This window comes from Pseudomonas sp. B37(2017) (genome assembly GCF_002112885.1).
GTDB lineage: Bacteria > Pseudomonadota > Gammaproteobacteria > Pseudomonadales > Pseudomonadaceae > Aquipseudomonas > Aquipseudomonas paraglycinae.
Window position 1 is genome coordinate 142,250 of sequence record NZ_NEIX01000008.1, and the last position, 22,896, is coordinate 165,145.

Below are 22,896 nucleotides of genomic sequence, written 5' to 3' on the forward strand. Positions count from 1 at the left end.
TTCAGGTTTTTTTCGAGTTCGTCGTCTTCCTGTTCAACTGCAACTGGTTTGCATTAACAGCCGCACACTCTTGCGATCCACAGGACTCCGTTCGACGTGAAAAACTCCACCGCCAAAAACAAAAAATCCCCTTGGTTGCCGCTGGCGCTTGCGCTGGCGGTCAACGCCGCCGTGCCGATGGCCTTCGCCGCCGAAGCCATTCACATCCGCGCCCAGCCGCTGGGTCAGGCCCTGAGCGAACTGGGTCAGCAAACTTCATTGCAGGTGTTTTTCAGCCCGGACCTGGTCGCCGGCAAACAGGCGCCGGCGGTGGACGGCAACCTTTCTCCGGAGCAGGCCCTGCGCCAATTGCTGCAAGGCAGCGGACTGGATTATCAGATCAATGAAGGCTCGGTAACCTTGTCTCCAGCCCCCACTTCCGCCGCCAACGGCCCGCTGGAGCTGGGCGTGACCGACATCAAGGTTGTCGGCGACTGGCTCGGCGACGCCAACGCCGCCGTGGTGCAGAACCACCCCGGCGCGCGCACGGTGATCCGCCGCGAAGCGATGGTCGAGCAGGGCGCGATGAACGTTGGCGACGTGCTGCGCCGCGTGCCGGGCGTGCAGGTGCAGGAAGCCAACGGCACCGGCGGCAGCGACATCTCGCTGAACGTCGGCGTTCGGGGTTTGACGTCGCGCCTGTCGCCACGCTCCACCGTATTGATTGATGGCGTGCCGGCCGCGTTCGCCCCGTATGGCCAGCCTCAACTGTCGATGGCGCCGATCTCTTCCGGCAACCTCGACAGCATCGACGTGGTTCGTGGTGCCGGTTCCGTGCGTTACGGGCCGCAGAACGTCGGCGGCGTGATCAACTTCGTGACCCGCGCGATCCCGGAAAAAACCACCGGTGAAATCGGCACGACCCTGGAAACCTCGCAGCACGGTGGCTGGAAACACATCGACACCGCGTTTCTCGGCGGCACTGCCGACAACGGCATCGGCATGGCGCTGTTGTACTCGGGCGTGAACGGCAACGGTTACCGCGAGCGCAACAACGGCAACGACATCGACGACGTGATCCTCAAGACCCACTGGGCGCCGACCGATCAGGACGATTTCAGCCTCAACTTCCATTACTACGACGCCAGCGCCGACATGCCCGGCGGCCTGACGCAGAAGCAGTACGACGACAAACCGTTCCAGTCCGACCGCGACTACGACGGCTTCAGCGGCCGCCGCAAGGACGTGTCGTTCAAGTGGATCCGGCAGATCGACGAGCGTACCCAGGCGGAAGTGCTGACCTACTATTCCGACAGTTTTCGCGGCAGCACCATCGCCGCCCGCGATCAGAAAACCCTCAGCTCGTTTCCGCGTTCTTACTACACGCTGGGCATCGAGCCGCGCGTTTCGCGTGTGTTTGACGTAGGCCCGACCACTCAGGAAGTCAGCGTCGGTTACCGTTATTTGAAAGAGGCGATGCACGAGCAGTCGAGCCGTCTGGCGCTGGTCAACAACGAGCCGGTGGTCACCAAGACCTCCGACGGTCATGTGTTCCAGGATCGCACCGGTGGCACCGAGGCCAACTCGGTCTACATCGACAACAAGATCGACGTCGGCAACTGGACCGTGACCCCGGGTATTCGCTTCGAACACATCAGCACCGACTGGCATGACCGCGCCGTGCTCGACACCGCCGGCAAACGCGTCCCGGAGAAAAACCGCAGCATCGAAAGCAACGAGCCGCTGCCGGCCCTGAGCGTGATGTATCACCTGTCCGATGCGTGGAAGCTGTTCGCCAACTACGAGACGTCGTTCGGCAGCCTGCAATACTTCCAGCTCGGCCAGGGCGGCTCGGGTGACCAGACTGCCAACGGTCTGGAACCGGAAAAAGCCAAGACCTACGAAATCGGCACGCGCTACAACGATGACGTGTGGGGCGGGGAAGTGACGCTGTTCTACATCGACTTCGACGATGAGCTGCAATACGTCAGCAACGACGTGGGCTGGACCAACCTCGGCGCGACCAAGCACCAGGGTGTCGAAGCGTCGGTGCACTACGACATGGCGGCGCTCGATCCACGCCTCGACGGCCTGACCGCCAATGCCGGGTTCACCTACACCCGCGCCACGTACGAAGGCGAGATTCCAGGCTTCAAGGGCCGTGATCTGCCGTATTACTCGCGTCAGGTGGCGACCGTCGGCCTGCGTTACGACATCAACCGCTGGACCTACAACATCGACGGTTTCGCCCAGTCCAAGCAGCGCGCCCCCGGTACAGGTGTGAACGCCGACGGTAGCTTCAACGGCAACTACATCACCGAAGGCACGGCAGACGGGCAGTACGGCGACATTCCGGGCTACGTGACCTGGAACGTGCGTGGCGGCTATGACTTCGGCTCGCAGCTGTCGAACCTGAAGCTCGGCGCCGGGGTGAAGAACATCTTCGACAAGCAGTACTTCACCCGCTCCAGCGACAACAACTCGGGGATCTACGTGGGCACGCCACGGACGTTCTTCGTGCAGGCCAGCGTCGGTTTCTGATAGACCGAGGTGGCTTCATCGCGGGCAAGTCGAATCGTCGAACCGCCGCTCCCACAGGGATCGTTTGTATCTCGTGGGAGCAGGTTCGCTTGGGGAGGGCGCTTAGATGATGTTTCTCAGACCTTGAGCGCCTTCCCACCGATGGCCACCGCCACCAGCAATGTCGCCATCAGCCCGAAGGCAAAACTCAGACTGCTGGCATGGGCGACAAAACCGATCACCGCCGGCCCTGCCAGAATCCCTGCATAACCCAGCGTAGTGATTGCCGGGACGGCGATGCTCTCCGGCATCACCGTCTGCTTGCCCACTGCTGTGTACAGCACCGGCACGATGTTCGAACAGCCGGCGCCGACCAGCGCATAGCCCAGCAATGCGGCTTGCCAGCTCGGGGCGAAGGTCGCCAGAAACAATCCCGCCGCCGCCAGCAGACCGCCAAACAGAATGATCCGGGTCGCACCCAATGCCCGGACGATCCGGTCACCGGTCAGACGGCCGGCCGTCATGGTCAGCGCGAACGCTGCGTAACCCAATCCCGCATAGGCGGTGTCGATCCCGCGTTCCTGCGCCAGAAACACCGCGCTCCAGTCCAGCGCTGCGCCTTCGGTGAGGAACACAATGAAGCACATCCCGCCGATGAACAGCACGATCCCGTGGGGCACTGCGAAGGCCGGCCCCGAGCTTTCACTGCCGTAAGGCAACATGTGCGGCACCGCCTTGAACAGCGCCGCGATCAACACCACGACCACCACCAGCATCGCCGCCAGTGGCGACAGCCCGAGACCCAGCAGGGCGCTCACGCCCGCCGCGCCGACGATCCCGCCGAGGCTGAACAGGCCGTGAAACCCCGACATCATGTTCTTGCCGCTGGCCCGCTCGACGATCACCGCTTGCAGGTTCACCGTCGAATCCACCGTGCCCAGCCCGGCGCCGAACATGAACAACGTGGCGATCAGCGCCGGAATCGACGACACCGTCGCCAGCAACGGCAACGCCGCGCAGATCAGTAACGTGCCGCCGGTGGCCACTTTTTTGCAGCCAAACCGCGTGGCCAGAATCCCCGCCAGCGGCATCGCCAGAATCGAACCGACGCCCAGGCACAGCAACAGCAACCCCAACGTCCCTTCATCGAGACCGGCGCGCGCCTTGGCGTAGGGCACCAGCGGCGCCCACGCGGCGATGCCGAGCCCGGCAATGAAGAAGGCGATGCGCGTGGACATCTGTTCGAGGCGTCCGGGAACGAACGTGTCTTGAGGGGTGAGGCTGGTCATAACGATCCTTGGCAAAAAACGTTTCAGCAGCGGACATCCTTGCACAGCTCTTTCGCTGGAGCGAGCCCGCTCGCGTCTGCAGGGCGTTGCGATTTACAGTGGCGCCCCTGTCGACGGGAAAAACAAGGGCGGGCTCATGACGCAGTTCTACGATGCACGAGGCAATATCTACGGAGTCGTTTCACCCCAGGCGCTGCGCGCTGCCGGAATCGAATTACCAACGGGCGCCGCGCAGTGCGCGCTGTCGCGACAGGCGTGGAGCGCTGCTGCCATCGCGCTGTGCTGCGATTGGCCCGAAGGTCGGCGCCCCGTCGGCAGCAAGTCCCATCGCAGCGATGGCCTGTTGATCGGCCCGTTTCAATCCGCGCCGCCCTTCGACCTGCTGATCGTCAACACCGACGGCACGCTGGCTGAACGCAGCGGCAACGGCCTGACGATTTTCTCCCAGGCGCTGCTCGAACAGGGGCTGATGCCGCAGGAGGGTGCGACGTTGCGGGTGCATCACGACAAACAGGACGCACAATCGCCAGTGCCGACATCGGTGAAACCGGCGCAGGTGGCGGGCGTGCAGGGCTTCTGGCTGGACCTTGGCCAGCCCGGTTTTGGCCCGGCAGCGGTCGGTGCGCTCGGCGTTGAACCGGCGCCGTTTAACGGTGTGGCGGTCAGCCGTGTTCGGCCGCTGGCGCAGCTCGATCCCGCGTGGGCGCACAGCCAGTTCGTGCGTATCGGCAATCCACATTGCGTGACGCTGGTTCAGGATGAAGCCGCATTGCCGAGCAACGCGCAGATGCTTGAATCGCCGCTGACGGACCGTCTGACCGCCATCGCCTACGCCATGCCCACCGGCGCCGGCCAGCCGTGTCCGGCCGGGGTCAACCTGCAATGGGCGATGCGCGCCGGCGATCAACGCATCGTCGCGCGAGTGTTCGAACGGGGCGAGGGGCCAACCGCCTCATCCGGTACCAGCGCCAGTGCGGTGGCGAGTGCGGCGTGGCGGGTGGGCTGGGTATCGGCGGGAGAAGTGCAGGTGGTGATGCCGGGCGGAACCGCGCCGATCCTGCTGGAGGAGTGCAATGGAGAACTGACTGGCGTGCGCCTGTTCGGCACCGCAGTGCGCGACGAGAGCAGCTGAAACCCCGAGATCAGAAGCGCCCGACAGTGTCGGTCACGGCACCGCTGGTGAATGCGTTGTTCGCGCCGGCCTGCCAATACACCGCTGTCGGAGTCTGGCCCCGCACGATGCACTTCCACTCGAGCTTTTGCTGGCCTGGTACCTCAACGGTTGTACTCCAGCGGGTGTTGTTCAACTTCAACGCTATCGCGTGTTGCGGGTCCCACGCCCCGAACTCCAGCGATGAACCCGCCGCATAGACACTTTCGCCCGGTTGCGGATTGGCGTTGTCGCAATGCACGTTGACTGCCACTGTCGCAGGTTCGACAGGCCCGCTCCAGATCCGGATATCGCCGTTATCCCAGGTCAATGTCGGCGTGCCCAGACCCTGTGGCAATTGTTGCAGATTGGATTTCAACGCTATGACCAGCGTCCCGCGTACGCCCGACGTGGTGGCGACCAATCCCGAATACGCGGTGTTGAAACGTACCGGAGAATCCGCGCGGATGCCGGCGGTCTTGCGCAGTTTGATCAATTCCCGGATCAGTTGATCGCGCTGCCAGTCGTACTTGTCCGACCAGTACACGGTCGGCGTACCGGGACTGCTGAGGATGTAGGCGTAAGCCAGATTGACCAGTGGATCGGGTAGCCTCCAATGGCGTTGACCGCCGTAGGCGCCGGGTGAAGGGCCGGTGTCGTGATTGTCGACGAAGGTCACGGCGATTGCGCGCCAGGCAGGGTCCGGATTGCCATTCAAGCCGTGGCGCCACTCGGCGAGCGAGCCGTTCTGCATGCGCTCCTTGAGGGCAAAATCGAACACGGTGCAATGCGAGCGATCCGACCAGTCCTTGAGCACATCCTGCCAGCTCGCGTTGCGTCGCCAGTCACCCTGCGGGTATTCGTTGGGGCCTTTCCAGTTTTCGCCGACGCAGAATTGCTGGTTGCCGAAGGCGTTCATCCAGCGATCCACGGTTTCCGGCGCATAACCACGGACGAAGTCAAAGCGCAGGCCTTGAGCCCCGTAGTTGTCGCGCAGATTGATGAATTCTTTTTTGAAGGCGTCGAAGACTGTCGGATTGGCAGTGTTCAGGTCGGCTGCGCCATCCATGAACCGGTCACCTTCATCACATTGCATGCAGTCCTGCCGCCATTCGTTGGTCCCTCGCGGGAACATCGGATAGACCGATTTATCGTCCATGTGATTGGGCACGACGTCGTAGACGACTTTCACGCCCGCGTTGTTGAGCGCCAGCACTGCTTGTTTGAGTTGCTGATCGCTGCCGTAACGGCTGTTTTTGTCGAAGCTGTTCCAGAAGTAACCTTCACCGCCGCCGGCAGCCGTAGGTGTATTCCATTGCGAGGAATCGGTCCACGGCGGCGGCATCCAGATCAGGGTAAATCCGTCGTTGCCAATGGCCGTCGCCTGTTGCGCAAGTACCGAATACCAAGATGTTGGATGGCGGCTGGAGTTCCAGTGAAAGCCTTGCAACAGGATCTCTTCACCGCTGCCGTTGCGAACGGCGGCGATCGTCGCTGTCGTTGTGGCGAAGGCCAGACAGACAGCGAAAACCAGGCGAAATGGTGAAGTCCCTTTCATGATCGTCCCCCCGGGAACGATTGATCCCTTGGGACTTACTGTGGGCCGGTTCGCTGCGGTTGTCGCCTGTCAGATCTGACAGTTCGGCACTAACCTTTCGCGATAAAACCACTGCGAACCATAACCGCCGCTCAACTCTCCATGAACTCCACCACCGGCATCTGCCGCTTCATCAGCACTTTGCCGTTGCGGATCGAATACAGCGGCAGGCCTTGGCTGCGGATCACTTCGTAATCGCTGTCCGCCGACAGGATCAACAGGTTCGCCGGGCGGCCCTGTTCCAGACCGTAGCGTTCGCCAAGGTGCATGGCCTTGGCGCTGTTGTCGGTGACCAGGTCCAGCGCGCTTTGCAAGTTGCGGTAGCCGAGCATGTGGCAGATGTGCAGGCCGGCTTCGAGTACCCGCAGGATGTTGCCGTTGCCCAGCGGATACCACGGATCGACGATCGAGTCCTGACCGAAGCACACGTTCATGCCGGCTTCGAGCAACTCGTTGACGCGGGTCACGCCGCGGCGTTTCGGGAAGTTGTCGAAGCGCCCTTGCAGGTGAATGCTTTCGGTCGGGCAGGAGACAAAACTGATCCCCGAATGCCCGAGCAGACGGAACAGTTTGGCGCAGTAGGCGTTGTCGTAGGAGCCCATTGCGGTGGTGTGGCTGGCGGTCACGAGGGCGCCCATGTCGCGGCTGCGGGCCTCTTCGGCCAGCACTTCGAGGAAGCGCGAATGCGGGTCGTCGGTTTCGTCGCAATGCACGTCCACCAGGCAGCCGGTGCGCTCGGCCAGGTCCATCAGGAACTTCACCGAGCTGACGCCTTGGTCGCGGGTGTACTCGAAATGCGGGATCCCGCCGACCACGTCCGCGCCCATGCGGATCGCTTCTTCCATCAGCTCGCGCCCGTTGCGGAACGATTCGATGCCTTCCTGGGGGAACGCGACGATCTGCAGGTCGATCAGGTGACGGCTTTCTTCACGCACTTCGAGCATCGCCTTGAGTGCGGTGAGTTGCGGGTCGGTGACATCAACGTGAGTGCGCACGTGCTGTATGCCGTGGGCGGCGAGGGTCTGAATGGTTTTCTTGGCCCGCGTTTTGGTGTCTTCCTGGGTGATGGTGACCTTGCGCTCGCCCCAGCATTCGATGCCTTCGAACAGCGTGCCGCTCATGTTCCAGCGCGGCTCGCCGGCGGTCAGGGTGGCGTCGAGGTGAATGTGCGGCTCGACGAAGGGCGGCACCACCAGATTGCCGCCGGCGTCGAGGTCGTCGGGGCCCAGGGTCGGCGCTTCGGTCTGGCGCGCGATGCTGCGGATCAGGCCGTCTTCGAGGTGCAATTCGTGCAGACCTTCCTGGTTGCGCAGTCGGGCGTTGATGATGTGCATCGGGCGAATCCTTTTATAGATCTTGTAGAGGGGCGGCCGCGTTGCGGGCGCCGAGCAGGCCGGTCACTGCGATATACGTTAACGCGGCAACGGCGATCCCGACCAGCGGCGCGACCCACGGCGAGCCGAACGCCGCGACGGTTCCGGCCGCGTAAGCCGCAAGCCCCGGCCAGTTGAACGCCGGTAACCGTGCGTCGGCCAGACGCGGATAACGCCCGCGCCAGCGGAAGAAAAAGTCCGCCATGATCACGCCGCCAATCGGCGGAATCACCGTGCCGAGCAGGATCAGATAAGGCACCAGCATGTCGTACATGCCGAGCAGCGCGAGCGCCGTGCCGATCACGGCACCGACCAGGGTCACGGTCTTGCGGCGCCCGGTGCGCAGCAGGTTGCAACCGGCGACGGCGAAGTTGTAGATGGTGTTGTCCTGGGTGCTCCAGATGTTCAGCAACAGCATCGCCATCGCCGCCATGGCGAAGCCTTGCAACAGCAGCACTTCGACCACGTCGGGTTGTTGGTAGACGATTGCGCCGTAGGCGCCGATCAGCACCATCAGGCCGTTGCCGATGAAAAAGCCGATCAGGCTGGCGAACACCGCGACCCGAGCCGAGCGCGAAAATCGCGTCCAGTTGGTGGCTTGGGTCGCGCCGCTGACGAAGGTGCCGAACACCAGCGTGATGGCGGTCGACCAGTCCAGTGAACCGCTGGGCACGACGCTGAGCAAGCCGTCGAGGCCGCCGACTTTCACGGTCGCAACCCACATCGACAGCATCAGCAGCAACATCATCGCCGGCACTGCGATGTACGACAGAATCTCCAGCCCGCGATAACCGACATACGCCGTGGCGCAGAACACCAGGCCGAACAGCACCATCAACCCCAGCACCGTGGCTTCGTTCAGATCGAAATACTTGCCGAGCACCACCGCCGCCGTCGCGGTGCCCCAGGCGTACCAGCCGATCTGGGTGAACCCGAGGATCAGGTCGCTGAGCTTGCTGCCGACTTCGCCAAAACAGAAGCGTCCCATCAGCACCGAATTCAGCCCGCTCTTGAAGGCGATGTAACCCAGGCCTGCGGCGTACACGCCGAGCAGCAGGTTGCCGATGACGATGACGGCGAGCATTTCGCCGAAGTTGAACGCCACGCCGAGCTTGCCGCCGGCAAACATGGTCGCGGTGAAGAAGGTGAACCCCAGCAGCACCATCGCCGTGGAGGCCAGGCCTTTGCGCGCGTGCATCGGGACTTCGCTGAGGGGGTAATCGTTGCCGGGATCGTTTTGCGTCATGGGGGCGTTCCTTGCTGGAAAGGGGAGGACGCGAAGAGGTTGCAGCGGTCGTGCCAAACGCGATGTTGCGGGTATTTATAGACGAGGTACGGATGAACGGCGCGAAAGCAGTGCATTGGACGCTGCACCGAACCAAGTGGGAGCAGCTGTTCCCACAGGGTCACGGGATTGGATCAGAGGAACCGCAGCAGGGCGGCGACGATGGCCTCGGGCGCATCCTCCTGCACCAGATGCCCGGCATTCGGGATCGGGTGAAATTGCGATTCTGGAATCATCTTGTGCAACTCGCGCCCGTGCTCAATGGGAATCCACTGATCCTCTTCGCCCCAGAGAATCTGCACCGGACAGCGGATCGTCGGATACAGCGGTTGCGCTTCCAGCGTGTAGCGCTGATCCATCTGCGCGATCTGCCGGTAGAACGCCGCTTGCCCCGGATCGCCCAGCCACGGCTGCACGTAGGGCGCCAGTTCGTCATCGGGAATATCCCGATGGATCGCCCCACGAATATAGGTCGGCACGATGGCGCGCTGGATGTAATCCGGCAGGCCGCTGAACGCCGCCTCATGCTGGCGCACGTGCTGCACGAACGGTGATCCCCACGGCGTCAGCGCCACCGGGTCGATCAGCGTCAGGCTGCGGTAATCCTTGCCATTGAGCAGATGCGCGCGCAGCACGGTGGCGCCACCGAAGTCGTGGGCAACCACGTCCGGGCGTTGCAGATTCCAGTGATCGAGCAACTGAGCGAACAATTCGTTCTGCACGCCGAGGGAGACATCGGCGTCCGGTTGCTCGGATTGGCCGTAGCCCAGCAGGTCGAAGTAATGCACCCGGTGTGTGGCGAAAAAGTGCGGCGCGATGCGGTGCCACACGTAGGAAGAGAAGGGCGTGCCGTGCACGAACACCAGCGGCGGGCCGTCGCCGCGCACCCCGTGGCGAATCTGTCGCCCGTTGAAATCAAAGACCTGATCCAGCAGCCAGTCCGTCATGGGCCTGTCCTCTTGGCGGGTTCGAGCCAAAAAGCATAGGCGTAAAAAAACCACCGGTCTCGGTGGTTTTTTGTGTCGCAGGATTTACTCGCCGCGATAGATGCAGCCGCTGGTGCAGGTCTCGTGGATGCGGATCGCACTGAGTTCCGGCAGCAGGGGCTTCAATTCATTCCAGATGAACTTGGCCAGCACTTCGCTGGTCGGGTTCTCGAGGCCCGGAATGTCGTTCAGGTAGTTGTGGTCCAGACGCTCGTACAGCGGCTTGAAAATCGCCTTGATCTCGGAGAAATCACGGATCCAGCCGGTGTGCGGATCGAGGTCGCCGCTCAGGTGAATCGCCACTTTGAACGAGTGACCGTGCAGGCGTCCGCACTTGTGGCCGTCCGGTACGTGGGGCAGGCGGTGGGCGGATTCGAAGGTGAACTCTTTGAAAATTTCCACAGTGATTTCAGCTCTGTTCAGATGGCGTTCGCCGCAGCGAATTCGGGCAGGCGGCGAGTTTACCAGCTTGTCCAGGGCTGTGCTGACTAAAGGGTCAGCAAGCGCTCGGCGAGGCGACCATTGGCAGTCAGTTCAAGGAATTCGTCGCCCATCCGGCGGCTCTCGTCCATCGCCGCGCGCCAGTATTTCTGCCGGCTCGGCGCATCGCCCATGAAGCGCTTGAAGTCGTTACGGTCGGGGAGTTTGCCGTAGGGCAGGCGCGCCAGGTATTCCTTGGACGGCGCCAGCAACAGCACGTCCTGTAAACGCTCGACCGAAGCTTTGCGCCACGGCAGGGTCTTGTCGAACCAGCCCGGAATCACCCGGTCGGTGAAGTGCGGATAGAGCACGATGCCGTCGCCGCTGTAGGGCAGGTCGAGGTGATAGTCGAGCAGACCGCCGTCGCGGAAGGTGCCGGCACCGGCGCCCGGCAGGTCGCGCACGCCTTCCATGACCATCGGGATCGAGCCCGAGGCCAGCAGCGCCTGGCGCAGGTTGCCGGCGTCGAGGGCGACGAAGCGCGACGGGAAGTCATTCAACGCATGCACCGGCGGCGCCAGGCGCGGGTCGTGGATGATCAGCCGTTCGAAGTGCCGCGACAGCCGCGCCCGGCCCCGCAGGTTGTCGGCGATCACCGAGCCCAGCGCCAGCCCGAGCCGGCCGCGATGGTCGTCCGCCAGCCCGCCGTGGCTTTTGACCACCATGATGTTCAAGCGGTAATGGGCGTTGGTCAGAAGGCTGGTGTCGCGGCCGTCGAGCAGGTCATCGAGCATGCGCTGCGAACTGCGGCTGACGTCGCCGATGGTCACGCCTTTGTTGAAGTTCTGCTCGGTGTACAGATGGCCGAGGCGGCGGATGCCTTCGGCGGCGTCCGGCAGACAGGCGCTGGCGAAGCGCCAGGAGCCCACCGACGCACCGATCAGCGAACGTTCGCGCGGCGCCGCCGGCAGCCACTCGCCGAACAACGCCAGATCCAGCCCCTGAATTCCCAGCGCCTTCGGCCCACCGGCAGCGCCGGGCAGGGTGCCGACGTCCGCGGCGTTCAGGCCTTGGGCACGAATGCGCGCCATGGCTCGGGGGCCGGCCTTGAGGGTCAGAGAAGGGAACTTGATGTGAATGGCGGTCATACCGGTCTCGATCGTTAGCAAGCGAAAGATTATAAGCACATGTTGCCGTGGCTGCAGGAGCAGACCCCATGATGGCAATTCAGTTTCAGTTAAGTTCGCACCGTTAAGGTGCCGCCCGTAGCGACACATAAAAATACGGAGACACCATGAAAACCCTGACTGCCCTGACCATTGCCTCGATCATCGGCCTCACCGCCAGCACCGTTCACGCCCGCGATCTCGGCCCGGATGAAGCCCTGCGCCTGCGCGACGCTGGTACTATCGTCTCCTTCGAGAAGCTCAACGCCACCGCGTTGGCCAAACACCCGGGTTCGACGATCACCGACACCGAGCTGGAAGAGCAGTACGGCAAGTACATCTACCAGATCGAACTGCGTGATCCGCAGGGGCTGGAATGGGACCTGGAACTGGACGCGGTGAGCGGGCAAGTGCTCAAGGATCATCAGGATACGTAATGAAGGTTAATGTTCGCGCCACCCGCCGTACGGCATTGGCGCTGGTGATGTTTTGCTCGACGGCCATGGCCCGTGACCTGGGTCCGGACGAAGCCCTCAATCTGCGCAAGCAGGGCGTGATCCTGCCGCTGGAGCAAGTGCTGCAGCAGGCGATGGACCGTTATCCCGGCGCGAAACTGCTGGAAGTCGAGCTGGAAGAAAAACACGACGTCTACATTTATGAAGTCGAGTTGCTGACCGTCGAAGGTGTGGCCCGCGAGCTGCACCTGAAGGCCGATACCGGCGAACTCGTGAAAGACAAGGAAGATTGACCGATGCGCTTGCTTCTGGTGGAAGACCACGTACCGCTGGCCGACGAACTGCTCGCCGGCCTGCAACGCCAAGGCTACGCGGTGGACTGGCTGGCGGACGGGCGCGATGCGGTCTATCAGGGCAGCAGCGAGCCCTATGACCTGATCGTCCTCGACCTCGGTCTGCCCGGCGTGCCGGGGCTTGAGGTGCTGGCGCAATGGCGCGCCGGCGGTCTGACGATTCCGGTGCTGATCCTCACCGCCCGCGATTCCTGGGCCGAGCGCATAGAAGGCCTGAAGGCCGGTGCCGACGATTACCTGACCAAACCCTTCCACCCGGAAGAACTGTATTTGCGCATCCAGTCGCTGCTGCGCCGCTCCAAGGGCCAGGCCAACCAGCCGACGCTCAAGGCCGCCGGGCTGCACCTGGACGAGGGCCGCCAGTGTGTCGTGCGCGACGGTGCCGACATCCAGCTGACCGCTGCCGAATTCCGTCTGCTGCGCTACTTCATGCTGCACCCGGAACAGATCCTCTCCAAAAGCCACCTCGCCGAACACCTCTATGACGGTGAAACCGAGCGCGATTCAAACGTGCTTGAAGTCCACGTCAATCACCTGCGGCGCAAGCTCGGCAAAAGCGTGATCGAAACCCGTCGCGGCCAGGGTTATCTGTTTGGCGGACAGGCTTCGTGAGATCGATCCAGCGCCGCTTGAGCCTGGGGTTGATCAGCGTGCTGGTGGTCGTCGGCGTGCTGCTGGCGCAAACCAGTCTGTGGTTGTTCGAAGTCGGATTGCAGCGCTATCTCGAAGCCGGCTTGCGTAACGACAGCGAGAGCCTGCTGGTGGCGCTGGTTCGCGGCCCGCAAGGCTTGCAGCTGGATGAGCGGCACTTGTCGCCGGCCTACCAGCGACCGTTTTCCGGGCATTACTTCCGCATCGATTTCGCCGACAGCCATTGGCGCTCCCGCTCGTTGTGGGATCAGGATCTGCCGTTGCTCGAACGCTCCGGTCTGCACAGCAACCTGCAACTGGGGCCGGATGGTCAGCAACTATTGGTGCTGCGTTCGGACTATCGACGGCTCGGCCAGTCGATTTCCATCAGCGTGGCCCAGGATTACACGCCGGTGCGCGAGAGCTTCCAGCGCATGCGCCAGATCGGTCTCGGCCTCGGGCTGGCCGGGTTGCTGCTGATTCTGTTGCTGCAACGCCTGACCGTGCGCCGCGCCTTGCGTCCGCTGGAAAAGGCTCGCGAACAGATCGCCCAGTTGCAGCAGGGCCAGCGTTCACAACTCGATGAACAAGTGCCGGCGGAACTGGAGCCGCTGGTGGCGCAGATCAACCATTTGCTGGCGCACACCGAAGACAGCCTCAAGCGCTCGCGCAATGCCCTGGGCAATCTCGGGCACGCGCTGAAAACCCCGTTGGCGGTGCTGCTCAGTCAGGCGTCGAGTGAAAGGCTCGACGCACACCCGGAGCTGCGCAAGATTCTCAAGGAACAACTGGAACAGGTTCAGCAACGGCTGAACCGCGAGCTCAACCGTGCGCGGCTCTCTGGCGATGCGTTGCCGGGAGCGCTGTTCGATTGCGACGCCGAGCTACCGGGGCTGCTGTCGACGTTGAACATGATCCATGGCGAGCACCTGGAGCTGAGTTATGTGGCCCCGCGGGGCCTGCAATTGCCGTGGGATCGTGAGGATCTGCTGGAACTGCTTGGCAACCTGCTGGACAACGCTTGCAAATGGGCGGATGCCGAGGTGCGGTTGAGCGTGGTCGAAACGGCCGAAGGTTTTGTGCTGAGCGTGGAGGATGACGGGCCGGGGATTCCCGAGGCGCAGCGGGCTCAGGTGTTCAGCCGGGGGACGCGGCTGGATGAGCAGACCCATGGGCATGGGTTGGGGCTGGGGATTGTGCGGGATATTGTCGAGACTTGGGGCGGGGTTCTGGTGTTGGGGGAGAGTGAGTGGGGTGGGTTGAAGGTGGAGATTCTATTGCCTCGGCGGTGAGCCCGCCCCCACAAGGTTTGTGGTGAGCGGGCTTGAGCGTCAGACGCGAAACTGATCCATCAAACTCTGCTGCTGATTCGCCAGACTATTGAGCGACTGACTCACCCGCGCCGATTCATTCGCCTGCCCCGACAGCGATTCCGTCACATCACGAATCGTCGCCACGTTGTTGTTGATCTCTTCAGCCACCGCGCTCTGCTCTTCGGCAGCGCTGGCGATCTGCAGGTTCATGTCGCTGATCACCGTCACCGCATCGCCGATCTGGCGCAGTGCGGTCACGGCCTGGCCGACCTGTTCGACGCTGCCCTGGGCCTGGCGATGGCTATTGCCCATCGAACCGACCACGTCCTGGGTGCCGTTCTGCAATTGCTCGATCACCTGGCGGGTTTCTTCCACCGACTCTTGAGTGCGGCGGGCGAGGTTGCGGACTTCGTCGGCGACCACCGCAAAACCGCGTCCGGCTTCACCGGCACGGGCCGCTTCGATGGCGGCGTTCAGGGCCAGCAGGTTGGTCTGTTCGGCGATGGCGCGGATGGTTTCCAGCACGGTGCCGATCTTCTCGCTGTTGGCGGCCAGGCCTTCGACTTGCACCATCGCTGCGCTCATGTCGGCGGCGAGGGTGTCGATGCTGGCGGTGGTGCGGTCGATCACGGACAGGCCCTGACGGGTGGCGCGGTCGGCATCCTTGGCCGCTTCGGCGGCCTGCGCGGCGCTGCGGGCCACGTCCTGGGCGGTGGCGCTCATTTCGTGGGACGCGGTGGCCACCTGATCGACCTGACGGTATTGCTGCTCCATACCGGCGCTGGTCTGGGTGGCAATCGCGGAAGACTGGTCGGCAGTGTTGCGCGCGTCCTGCACCGAGTGTTTCACCTCGGCGATGATCGGTTGCAGCTTGTCGAGGAAACGGTTGAACCAGCCGGCCAGTTGACCGAGCTCGTCCTTCTTGTCGTAGGCCAGACGGCGGGTCAGGTCGCCTTCGCCGCTGGCGATGTCTTCCAGCATATGGGCCACGCCGAGGATCGGTTTGGTCACGCTGCGCGCCATCAGCCACACCAGCAACAGGCCGATCAGTGCGGCGAGTACGCCCAGGCTCAGCTCGATCAGGGTGCCGGAAGTGTTGCTGGCATCCAGTTGCTGCTTGAGCGCTTCGGCGCGGCTGACCAGCACTTTCTCCGGTACATCAAGCAGCACGCCCCACGACGGGCCGCCGGGAATCGGCTGGAACGGCGACAGTACTTTCAGTTGCGCATTGCTGTGCAGGCTGCTGACGGTGTGACTCGAAGCGAGCAGACGCAGCAGCTCAGCGCCGCTGGTGGTGTCCACGGCATCCAGGCGCTGGCTGAGTTTATTGGCGTCCGGGCTGTACCCGGCGAGCAGGCCGGCGGGGCTGATGATGCTCACGGCGGTCTGGCCGTCGTAGAGCTTTTTGCTCGCGCTCTGGCTGATCGCTTGCAGGCTGTTGAGGTTGATGTCCACCGACAGCGAGGCGATGACTTTGCCGTTGACCATCAGCGGGAACACGATGCTGGTCATCAGCACCTTTTGCCCGTCGATCACATAGAAGTAGGGTTCGATCACGCACGGCTTGAGCGTGGTGCGCGGGCAGGTGAACCAGGCGTTGGCGGCCTGGCCGCTGGGGCCGGTGCTGGTGTCGGCCATGTCGCTTTCCGGCAGCGCCATCGAGGTGACTTTGCCCGGGGTCGGCTGCGACCAGTACAGGGCAAAGCGGCCCTTGTCGTTGCTGCCGAGTTCCGCCTGGCCGGAAAACAGTTCGTCCTTGCCGTCCAGCGCATTGGCTTCGAACACCAGCGACAGGCCAAGCAGATCCGGGTTGGCCTGCAATGCCGATTTCACCTGACGGGTCATGTCCTCGCGCAGGTCGAAGGCATCGAGAAAGCGCTTCTCGGCCTGTTCGCGCAGGAACAGCACCTGACGCGAGAAACCGTGGCCATATTGATAGGCGTCCATGAACTGCTGGCGAATGCCTGCTGCCTGGACTTCACCCTGGGATTCGATGCGAGCCTGGGCCGATTCGGTGAGCATTTCCATGCTCGAAGCTTTCACCAGTTCGGAACTGTGCTCCATGCGATACAGCGAAAGACCCACCAACAGGGTCACGATACCGGCCAGGCAGAGCCCGGCGAGCAGGGTGATTTTCCATTGGATGGAAAGTTGTCTGAGTGACATGGAAACGTCCTTATTCGATAAATATCTGAGACTTTGCACTGTAACGGCCGCGTTTCGACTTTCTTTATGGCGCAAATGCAATATGGCGAATTGACGCATGTTGTGGCGGATATGCCATCTTCAGCGCTTTGATCATGCAAAGTTACACAGTGGCGCGACCGCTCGCTTTGACACTGCGCCCGCTCTGCGGCACAGTGCGCGCCCTTCTAATAAGACCCTCTATGCAAATCCGCTGGCGACCCTCGTGGCTTGCCGGCCGGACTCATCCTGTCTGGCGGTGAATGGCTTTACCGTCGTGTTTTTGAGGTAGTGAAATGAATGCAGTGATTGCTGCGGTCGGCGTCATGCTGATCCTCAGCCTGTCCCGGGTGCATGTGGTGATCGCGTTGATCGTCGGTGCGCTGGTCGGTGGCCTGACCGGTGGTCTGGGCATCGACGCCACGCTCAAGGCTTTCAACAGTGGCCTGGGTGGCGGGGCGACAGTGGCGTTGTCCTACGCGTTGCTCGGCGCTTTCGCCGTGGCGATTGCCAAGTCCGGCCTGGCCCATGCGCTGGCCGACAAGGCTCTGGCGATGGTCGACCGCCAGCATGCGACCGGTGGCGGCAGCGTCAAATGGATGCTGATCGGCCTGCTGTGGGTGGTGGCGATCGCTTCGCAGAACATCCTGCCGATCCACATCGCGTTCATTCCGCTGCTTGTGCCGCCGCTTTTATATGTATTGACCAAGCTGCAACTGGACCGCCGGTTGATCGCCTGCGTCATGACCTTCGGCCTGATCACGCCGTACATGGTGTTTCCGGTCGGCTTCGGCAACATCTTCCTCAACCAGATCCTACTGGCCAACGTCAGCAAGGCCGGCGTGGATATCAGCCAGATCAACGTCATGCACGCCATGGCCATTCCGGCGGCGGGCATGGTGTTCGGCCTGTTGCTGGCGGTGTTCTTCAGCTACCGCAAGAAGCGGGTCTACGACCTGGAAAAGATCGAGCAGGTGGAGCAGGTCAGCGTCGCCTACAACCCGATGACGATCGGCATCGCCGGCCTGGCCATCGCGGCGGCGTTCATCATTCAGTTGCTGTTGGATTCGATGATTATCGGCGCGCTGGCCGGGTTTCTGATCTTCTCGGCGTCGGGCATCGTCAAGTGGCGTGAGACCGACGATCTGTTCACCGAAGGCATGAAGATGATGGCGATGATCGGCTTCATCATGATCTCCGCCTCGGGCTTTGCCGAAGTGCTCAAGGCCACCGGTGAAGTGCGTTCGCTGGTTGAAAGCGCGGCGGCGTGGATCGATCACAGCCAGGCGATTGGCGCGCTGCTGATGTTGCTGGTGGGGTTGATGGTGACCATCGGCATCGGTTCGTCGTTCTCCACGGTGCCTATCCTGGCAGCGATTTTCGTGCCGCTGTGCGTGCAACTGGGCTTCAGCCCGATGGCGATCGTCTGCATCGTCGGCACGGCCGGGGCGCTGGGCGACACCGGTTCGCCAGCCTCGGACTCGACCCTCGGCCCGACCTCCGGCCTGAACGTCGACGGCCAGCATCATCACATCTGGGACACCGTGGTTCCGACCTTCCTGCACTACAACCTGCCGCTGCTGGCGTTTGGCTGGGTGGCCGCGATGGTCCTCTGACCTGATCGTTCCCACGCTCCGCGTGGGAACGCCTCCTGTGACGCTCTGCGTCACGCTTCTGGATGCAGAGCGTCCCGGGCTGCATTCCCACGCAGAGCGTGGGAACGATCGGCGTCGAGGTGTCGAAGCGTCCGTGTGGGAACGATCTGAGGTAAAGCTCAACTTTTGGTTTCGCGTGCCGTTAAAGCCTTTATCCACGCCAATAAAACCAAAAGAGTGAGCCCCCATGCGCCTGAGTCTCAAGGCTAAAGTCCTGTCCCTTGCCGTCCTTCCGGTCTTGCTCTTTGCGCTGGTGATCAGCCTGACCACGCTGTTCATCCTTCAGGAACAGGCGCGCAAGGAAGTCGAACAGACCCGCGAACGCCTGCTCGGCGACGCCAAGGCCACCCTGGCCAGCTATGTCGCCGTGGCCATGACCACCATCAAACCGTTGTACGACGCCGCCGCTCCCGGTGACGCCGACGCGCGGGCTCAGGTGATCAAGTTGCTGTCGAGCATCAAGTACGGCAAGGACGGCTACTTCTTCGGCTACGACTCCGAGACCGTGCGCCTGTTCAAGGCCAACGACCCCGAAGGCGTGGGCAAAAGCTTCAAGGACAACCGCGACCCGAACGGCGTTTACGTCAACCGCGATCTGGTGAAAGTCGCGAAGGACGGCACCCACTACCTGCAATACAGCTCGCCGTTGCCGGGCAATGCGCAGGTGCTGGTGCCGAAACTCGGCTACACCGAATACCTGGCGAAGTGGGACATGGCGGTCGGTACGTCGGTCAACCTCGACGGCATCGAAGCGCAAGTGGCGGTGGTCGAGGCCAAGGTGCAGGAGCGCATGCAGGGCGTGGTGCTGAGCATCGTCGGCGTGGCGGTGGTGGTGCTGCTGGTGATCGCGGCGGCGGGGATGCTGCTGGCCAACACCATCCTGCGACCGCTGACCCTGATGAAAGCCAACCTCGATGACATCGCGGCGGGCGAGGGTGACCTGACCCGACGCCTGACCATCACCAGCCAGGACGAACTCGGCGAACTGGCCGGCTCGTTCAACCGGTTCGTCGACAAGATCCACGGCCTGGTGCGGCAGATCACCGAGATGACGTCGCAACTGACCGGTCTGGTGACGCAGGTGTCCGATCAGGCCCAGCGCTCCGATCAGGCCATGGAACGTCAGCGCCACGAAACCGATCAGGTCGCCACGGCGATCAACGAGATGTCCGCCGCCGCGCAGGAAGTCGCCAAGAGTGCACAGAACGCCGCCGTCGCTGCGCAGCAGACCGACGAAGAAGGCCAGACCGCCAAACGCGTGGTGGCCGGCAGTATCAAGCAGATTCATGCGCTGGTGGACGACATCCGCAGCAGCGGCGTGTCCCTCGACAGCCTGCAGCAGGACGTGTCGTCGATTGTCGGCGTGCTGGGAGTGATCCGTTCGATTGCCGAACAGACCAACCTGCTGGCGCTCAACGCCGCGATCGAAGCGGCTCGAGCCGGTGAGGCCGGGCGCGGGTTTGCGGTGGTGGCGGACGAGGTGCGGGCACTGGCGTCGCGCACGCAGATCAGCACGCAGGAAATTCAGGGGATGATCGATCGCTTGCAGGCGGGGACGCAGTCGGCGGTTGAAGCGATGCGCCGTTCCAGCGAGGCGGGTGACGGTACTTCGGCTCAGGCCAATCAGGCGGGGGCGTCGCTGGATGCGATGGCGGATCTGATTGCGACCATTAACTCGATGAACGCGCAGATTGCCAGTGCTGCCGAGGAGCAGACGGCGGTGGCCGAAGAGATCAACCGCAGCGTGCATCAGATTGCGGTGGCGGTGGATAACGTGGCGGATGAGACACAGCTGGGGGCGCAGACTTCGCGCAGTCTTGCGGACTTGGGGCAGCGGTTGGGCAAACTGGTTGGGCAGTTCCGTATCTGAGGGCGTTGTCGGGACAGACCGTCAGGGTCTGTCCCAATACGGCACCTCGCCAAAACACTCCATAAAGAAATCAATCACCGTCCGCACCTTCACCGACAACCGCCGGCTCCCCGGCCACAGCACCGAAATCTGCTGCGGCTCGACACTGTTCGACACCTGATAATTCCCCAACACCGGCACCAGCGTGCCCTCGCGCACCGCCTCGCCGATCAGCCATGACGGAAACATCACCAGCCCCAGCCCTTGCACAGCGGCTTGGGTCAGGGTGTCCGCGTGGTTGCCGGTGATCGGGCCCTTGACTGCATACGGCGTCCATTCACCCTGATCCTGACGGAAGAACCAGCGCTGCTGGCCGGTCGCGCCCTTGTAGGCCAGGCACTGATGTCGGGCGAGGTCGTCGGGATGCCGGGGTGTGCCGAAACGCTTGAGATACGCCGGGCTGGCCGCAACCTGAAAGCGGTGTGGCGCGAGGATCCGCGCCTGCATGCTCGAGTCGTGCAGCGGGCCGATGCGAAACAGCAAATCGGCACCTTCCTGCAGCGGATCGATGTAGTGGTCGGTCTGCTGGATGTCCAGTTGCAGCTTCGGATAGCGCTCGCACAAACGGCCCAACCATGGCGTCAGGTGGCGCTGGCCGAACACCACCGGGGCGTTGATCCGCACCAGGCCGGTCGGTTCGCTTTGCTGTTCCTGCAACGCCTGTTCGGCTTCTTCCAGTTGCACCAGCACCAGCCGCGCGTGGTGGCCGAGCATGCGCCCGGCTTCGGTCGGCGTGACCGCGCGGGTGTGGCGGTAGAGCAATTGCTGGTTCAGCGCCTGCTCCATCAACTGGATCTGCCGGGAAATCGACGAGGGCGCCACGCCCTCGCGGCGGGCGACTTCGGAAAAACTGCCGTGGTCGAGCACCGCCACAAACAGCCTTAAAGCCTTGAATCCCAGTTCGTTGAGCCCGTGCATCGTCTGTCCTGCTGTGCGAGTTGCGCAAAAGTGTTGTCCGGATGCTCCCATTTATCGCACAGCTGCGCCAGCCGATAATCCGCGCCATCGTTTCCTTCAGAGGTTTTTCAGATGCAGTCGTTTGATGAAGTGAGTGCCGCGCCGGCCCCGGTCGCGCGGCCTGGTTTGCGTTTGTTGCTGTTGCCGCTGGTGATTCTGGCCGGCATGGGGTTGTCGGTGGAGGCGGGGTTGCTGGGGCCGTTGGGTGAGCAGGTCGGGCATTTGTGGGCGACCTTGAGCATCTTCGGGGTTGGGTCGGCGATTCTGTTTTTGCTGTTGTTGTTTGCGGGGCCGCAGAAGGGGCCGGCGCTGACGGATCTGCCGCGCTGGCAGTTGATCGGCGGGTTTCTGGGGCCGATGTATGTGGTGGTGTTGACGCTGGCGACGCCGCATATCGGGATTGCGATGACGATGATTGCGATTTTGTCGGGGCAGGTTGGCAAGAGTGTGTTGATTGACCATTTCGGGTGGTTTGGGGCTACGCGCAAGAAGGTCAATGCTGAGCGGTGGCTGGCGTTGGGGTTGATTGTGGTGGCTTTGGTTTTGATTGCGCGGGGGTGAGTGATGAGTCTGGTTATTTTGTTGGCGGTGGTGGTGTTGGCGGGTGCGGTGTTGAGTGTGCAGGCGGCGATCAATGGGCGTCTTGGGGAAACCGTTGGTGTGTTGCGCAGCAGTTTGTTGACGTTTGTGGTGGGGGCGGTTTCTACGGGGTTGTTGATTTTGTTTTTTGAGCCTGCTCAGGCGGTGAGTTTGCTGGATGTGCCGAAGTGGCAGTTGAGTGGGGCGCTGTTTGGGGTGGTTTATATGATGGTCATGGTTGGTGCGGTGCCTCGGGTGGGGACGGCTGTGGCGACGGTGGCGGTGATTGTCGGGCAGTTGGGGATGGGGATGTTGATTGATAATTTTGGGTGGTTGGGGAATCCCGCTATCGAGTTGTCTTCTAGTCGGGTTTTGGCGATGGGGTGTTTGGGGTTGGCGTTGGTGTTTATGTATCGCAGTAGCGTGCGTCAGGCTGTTTGAACTTGGCGGCCTTTGGGCCGGCCATGCTCTTGGGGTTTTGGGTGAATATCCGTTTCTTCGGGTGCTGCCGCTGGCGGTTTCGCTCTTACAGCGAGTCACTTTGGCAAACGCCCCAAAGTAACCAAAGGTCTTGGGCCCTGACGTACGGCCCTCGCTGTGGCTCGGGTTCCTTCGCTCCGGGATTGATCCGGGGGCATCGCCTACGGTTTGCTTCGCTGCACCTCCTCTCGATGCATGCGGCTGCGCCGCACGGTCGCTGCGCTCCCACCCCCGGATCAATCCCTCCACTCAGCCTGCCGACGGGCCTTGAGATCAAAAGCTTTACTCGAGCTAACGCTCATTGTGGTGAGTGTTGGGGGGAGGGTTGAAGGGTGAGTGGTGAGTGGTGAGTGGTTTGGTTGTTGGGTTGTTTTCACCTTCTACACTGGTAGCACGGCTTGTTCTTTCGGCCTCAGGCAACCACCACCAGAGGAGTCTGTTCCATGGCAGATAGAAAATGCGATTGTCCGGGATGTCGTTGCACGATCAAGGAGGGGGAGCATTCTTATGTGGCGCACGGGAAGCATTATTGCTGTGAGGCGTGTGCGCATCATCACAAGAGTGGTGAGGAGTGTTCGGGCAAGGGGTGTCAGTGTGCGCATCCCAAGTAATTTTG

Annotated in this window: 19 protein-coding genes and 3 pseudogenes; 12 read left to right on the plus strand and 10 right to left on the minus strand. The window is 62.5% G+C overall.

All coding sequences use genetic code 11. The annotated features are described in order from the left end of the window. Positions 1-96: 96 nt before the first annotated feature. Entirely contained in the window at positions 97-2,520 is a 2,424-nt protein-coding gene (locus CAF90_RS20340; RefSeq protein WP_085608268.1) for a TonB-dependent receptor, read from the plus strand. Between the two features lie 116 nt (positions 2,521-2,636). On the opposite strand, the gene CAF90_RS20345 is transcribed toward CAF90_RS20340, so the two are convergent. After that, on the minus strand, positions 2,637-3,788 hold the full coding sequence (locus CAF90_RS20345) for an MFS transporter (RefSeq protein ID WP_064597996.1): 1,152 nt from the start codon (positions 3,786-3,788) through the stop codon (positions 2,637-2,639). 136 nt (positions 3,789-3,924) lie between these two features. On the opposite strand from CAF90_RS20345, the gene CAF90_RS20350 reads away from it, so the two are divergent. Beyond that, positions 3,925-4,920, plus strand: coding sequence for a diaminopimelate epimerase (locus CAF90_RS20350; RefSeq protein WP_085608269.1), 996 nt, complete (start codon positions 3,925-3,927; stop codon positions 4,918-4,920). Between the two features lie 10 nt (positions 4,921-4,930). Here the strand turns inward: CAF90_RS20350 and CAF90_RS20355 are convergent, their stop codons facing one another. The 6 genes from CAF90_RS20355 to CAF90_RS20380 form a co-directional block, all read right to left on the minus strand. Further along, entirely contained in the window at positions 4,931-6,496 is a 1,566-nt protein-coding gene (locus CAF90_RS20355; RefSeq protein WP_085608270.1) for a glucan 1,4-alpha-maltotetraohydrolase domain-containing protein, read from the minus strand. Positions 6,497-6,627: 131 nt separating this feature from the next. Beyond that, on the minus strand, positions 6,628-7,869 hold the full coding sequence (gene codA / locus CAF90_RS20360) for a cytosine deaminase (protein WP_007955931.1): 1,242 nt from the start codon (positions 7,867-7,869) through the stop codon (positions 6,628-6,630). A gap of 13 nt (positions 7,870-7,882) precedes the next feature. Further along, positions 7,883-9,154 (minus strand): cytosine permease, encoded by a 1,272-nt coding sequence (codB, locus tag CAF90_RS20365; RefSeq protein ID WP_085608271.1) that lies wholly within the window; start codon positions 9,152-9,154, stop codon positions 7,883-7,885. Between the two features lie 173 nt (positions 9,155-9,327). Next, the gene (locus CAF90_RS20370) at positions 9,328-10,140 is read right to left on the minus strand and encodes an alpha/beta fold hydrolase (RefSeq protein ID WP_085608272.1); all 813 of its coding nucleotides are present in this window, start codon (positions 10,138-10,140) and stop codon (positions 9,328-9,330) included. An 84-nt stretch (positions 10,141-10,224) separates the two neighbouring features. Beyond that, positions 10,225-10,581, minus strand: a complete 357-nt coding sequence (queD, locus tag CAF90_RS20375) for a 6-carboxytetrahydropterin synthase QueD (protein ID WP_007955941.1) — start codon at positions 10,579-10,581, stop codon at positions 10,225-10,227. 86 nt (positions 10,582-10,667) lie between these two features. Next, complete coding sequence (locus tag CAF90_RS20380; RefSeq protein ID WP_085608273.1) at positions 10,668-11,747, minus strand: patatin-like phospholipase family protein; 1,080 nt, start codon at positions 11,745-11,747, stop codon at positions 10,668-10,670. Positions 11,748-11,893: 146 nt separating this feature from the next. Here CAF90_RS20380 and CAF90_RS20385 point away from each other — a divergent pair, with 146 nt between their 5' ends. The 4 genes from CAF90_RS20385 to CAF90_RS20400 are packed head-to-tail and all read left to right on the plus strand — an operon-like array spanning position 11,894 to position 14,495. Then, the gene (locus CAF90_RS20385) at positions 11,894-12,202 is read left to right on the plus strand and encodes a PepSY domain-containing protein (protein WP_039770261.1); all 309 of its coding nucleotides are present in this window, start codon (positions 11,894-11,896) and stop codon (positions 12,200-12,202) included. Beyond that, on the plus strand, positions 12,202-12,513 hold the full coding sequence (locus tag CAF90_RS20390) for a PepSY domain-containing protein (RefSeq protein WP_039770259.1): 312 nt from the start codon (positions 12,202-12,204) through the stop codon (positions 12,511-12,513). Before CAF90_RS20385 ends, CAF90_RS20390 begins: the two co-directional genes overlap by 1 nt. Positions 12,514-12,516: 3 nt before the next feature. Beyond that, the gene (locus CAF90_RS20395; protein WP_011335105.1) at positions 12,517-13,185 is read left to right on the plus strand and encodes a response regulator transcription factor; all 669 of its coding nucleotides are present in this window, start codon (positions 12,517-12,519) and stop codon (positions 13,183-13,185) included. After that, a complete protein-coding gene (locus CAF90_RS20400; protein WP_085608274.1) occupies positions 13,182-14,495 on the plus strand; it encodes a sensor histidine kinase in 1,314 nt (437 codons plus the stop codon). Before CAF90_RS20395 ends, CAF90_RS20400 begins: the two co-directional genes overlap by 4 nt. Positions 14,496-14,534: 39 nt before the next feature. Here the strand turns inward: CAF90_RS20400 and CAF90_RS29950 are convergent, their stop codons facing one another. Then, positions 14,535-15,290 carry a methyl-accepting chemotaxis protein gene (locus CAF90_RS29950; protein WP_371915868.1) on the minus strand — a complete coding sequence of 252 codons (756 nt, stop codon included), beginning with the start codon at positions 15,288-15,290 and terminating at the stop codon, positions 14,535-14,537. A 102-nt stretch (positions 15,291-15,392) separates the two neighbouring features. After that, a pseudogene (locus tag CAF90_RS29955) lies at positions 15,393-16,781 on the minus strand (HAMP domain-containing protein); the annotation flags it as partial. 215 nt (positions 16,782-16,996) lie between these two features. On the opposite strand from CAF90_RS29955, the gene CAF90_RS20410 reads away from it, so the two are divergent. The 3 genes and pseudogenes from CAF90_RS20410 to CAF90_RS29965 all read left to right on the plus strand — a co-directional run. Beyond that, positions 16,997-18,316 (plus strand): Na+/H+ antiporter family protein, encoded by a 1,320-nt coding sequence (locus CAF90_RS20410; RefSeq protein ID WP_007955962.1) that lies wholly within the window; start codon positions 16,997-16,999, stop codon positions 18,314-18,316. Positions 18,317-18,542: 226 nt separating this feature from the next. Next, a pseudogene (locus CAF90_RS29960) lies at positions 18,543-19,319 on the plus strand (cache domain-containing protein); the annotation flags it as partial. A gap of 312 nt (positions 19,320-19,631) precedes the next feature. Next, a pseudogene (locus CAF90_RS29965) lies at positions 19,632-20,225 on the plus strand (methyl-accepting chemotaxis protein); the annotation flags it as partial. 21 nt (positions 20,226-20,246) lie between these two features. Here CAF90_RS29965 and CAF90_RS20420 read toward each other — a convergent pair. Further along, positions 20,247-21,182, minus strand: a complete 936-nt coding sequence (locus CAF90_RS20420) for a LysR family transcriptional regulator (RefSeq protein WP_085608277.1) — start codon at positions 21,180-21,182, stop codon at positions 20,247-20,249. Between the two features lie 111 nt (positions 21,183-21,293). Between CAF90_RS20420 and CAF90_RS20425 the strand changes: the two genes are divergently transcribed. From CAF90_RS20425 to CAF90_RS20435, 3 genes are all read left to right on the plus strand, one after another. Further along, entirely contained in the window at positions 21,294-21,782 is a 489-nt protein-coding gene (locus CAF90_RS20425; protein WP_085608278.1) for a DMT family transporter, read from the plus strand. 3 nt (positions 21,783-21,785) lie between these two features. Further along, a complete protein-coding gene (locus tag CAF90_RS20430; protein WP_085608279.1) occupies positions 21,786-22,241 on the plus strand; it encodes a DMT family transporter in 456 nt (151 codons plus the stop codon). A 482-nt stretch (positions 22,242-22,723) separates the two neighbouring features. Beyond that, the gene (locus CAF90_RS20435; protein ID WP_074689145.1) at positions 22,724-22,891 is read left to right on the plus strand and encodes a metallothionein; all 168 of its coding nucleotides are present in this window, start codon (positions 22,724-22,726) and stop codon (positions 22,889-22,891) included. Positions 22,892-22,896 lie beyond the last annotated feature (5 nt).

What these genes read in the sequence shown, in the direction of transcription:
- CAF90_RS20350 (WP_085608269.1), top strand. Translation starts at nt 3,925, where the DNA reads ATGACGCAGTTCTACGATGCACGAGGCAATATCTACGGAGTCGTTTCA.
- CAF90_RS20380 (WP_085608273.1), bottom strand. Translation starts at nt 11,747, where the DNA reads ATGACCGCCATTCACATCAAGTTCCCTTCTCTGACCCTCAAGGCCGGC.
- CAF90_RS20370 (WP_085608272.1), bottom strand. Translation starts at nt 10,140, where the DNA reads ATGACGGACTGGCTGCTGGATCAGGTCTTTGATTTCAACGGGCGACAG.
- CAF90_RS20390 (WP_039770259.1), top strand. Translation starts at nt 12,202, where the DNA reads ATGAAGGTTAATGTTCGCGCCACCCGCCGTACGGCATTGGCGCTGGTG.
- CAF90_RS20425 (WP_085608278.1), top strand. Translation starts at nt 21,294, where the DNA reads ATGCAGTCGTTTGATGAAGTGAGTGCCGCGCCGGCCCCGGTCGCGCGG.
- CAF90_RS20395 (WP_011335105.1), top strand. Translation starts at nt 12,517, where the DNA reads ATGCGCTTGCTTCTGGTGGAAGACCACGTACCGCTGGCCGACGAACTG.
- CAF90_RS20420 (WP_085608277.1), bottom strand. Translation starts at nt 21,182, where the DNA reads ATGCACGGGCTCAACGAACTGGGATTCAAGGCTTTAAGGCTGTTTGTG.
- CAF90_RS20430 (WP_085608279.1), top strand. Translation starts at nt 21,786, where the DNA reads ATGAGTCTGGTTATTTTGTTGGCGGTGGTGGTGTTGGCGGGTGCGGTG.
- CAF90_RS20410 (WP_007955962.1), top strand. Translation starts at nt 16,997, where the DNA reads ATGAATGCAGTGATTGCTGCGGTCGGCGTCATGCTGATCCTCAGCCTG.
- CAF90_RS20385 (WP_039770261.1), top strand. Translation starts at nt 11,894, where the DNA reads ATGAAAACCCTGACTGCCCTGACCATTGCCTCGATCATCGGCCTCACC.
- CAF90_RS20345 (WP_064597996.1), bottom strand. Translation starts at nt 3,788, where the DNA reads ATGACCAGCCTCACCCCTCAAGACACGTTCGTTCCCGGACGCCTCGAA.
- codA (WP_007955931.1), bottom strand. Translation starts at nt 7,869, where the DNA reads ATGCACATCATCAACGCCCGACTGCGCAACCAGGAAGGTCTGCACGAA.
- CAF90_RS20435 (WP_074689145.1), top strand. Translation starts at nt 22,724, where the DNA reads ATGGCAGATAGAAAATGCGATTGTCCGGGATGTCGTTGCACGATCAAG.
- codB (WP_085608271.1), bottom strand. Translation starts at nt 9,154, where the DNA reads ATGACGCAAAACGATCCCGGCAACGATTACCCCCTCAGCGAAGTCCCG.
- CAF90_RS20355 (WP_085608270.1), bottom strand. Translation starts at nt 6,496, where the DNA reads ATGAAAGGGACTTCACCATTTCGCCTGGTTTTCGCTGTCTGTCTGGCC.
- CAF90_RS29950 (WP_371915868.1), bottom strand. Translation starts at nt 15,290, where the DNA reads ATGGAGCAGCAATACCGTCAGGTCGATCAGGTGGCCACCGCGTCCCAC.